General features: G+C 53.2%; 1 protein-coding gene. It reads left to right on the top strand.

Annotated elements, in window-relative coordinates:
- Positions 1-62: 62 nt before the first annotated feature.
- Positions 63-370 (top strand): uS12 family ribosomal protein (locus tag F0L68_RS45960; protein WP_240543053.1); only part of this gene is annotated, 308 nt, incomplete at its 3' end.

The following is a 370-nucleotide window of genomic DNA, read 5'->3' as shown; positions in this document are numbered from 1 at the left end:
CCGATTGGTGTCGTGCTATCCAAATGGGTAAACCCCGAGGAATACGAACGGCGCGTAAGCACGTGAACCACCGTCGTGAACAGCGATGGGCGGACAAAGAATTCAAGAAAGCCCACATGGGTACGAAATGGAAGGCTAACCCTTTCGGTGGTGCATCTCACGCAAAGGGCATCGTCCTCGAGAAAGTTGGTGTAGAAGCTAAGCAGCCCAACTCTGCCATCCGCAAATGCGTCCGTGTACAGCTCATTAAGAACGGAAAGAAAGTGACCGCATTCGTCCCCCGTGACGGTTGCCTAAACCACATCGAAGAAAACGACGAAGTACTAGTGGCGGGATTCGGTCGTAAAGGTCACGCCGTCGGTGACATTCC

The sequence above is a fragment of the Solihabitans fulvus genome (genome assembly GCF_008386585.1).
Classification (GTDB): Bacteria; Actinomycetota; Actinomycetes; order Mycobacteriales; family Pseudonocardiaceae; genus Solihabitans; species Solihabitans fulvus.
This window is presented reverse-complemented; position numbering and strand designations above follow the sequence as displayed.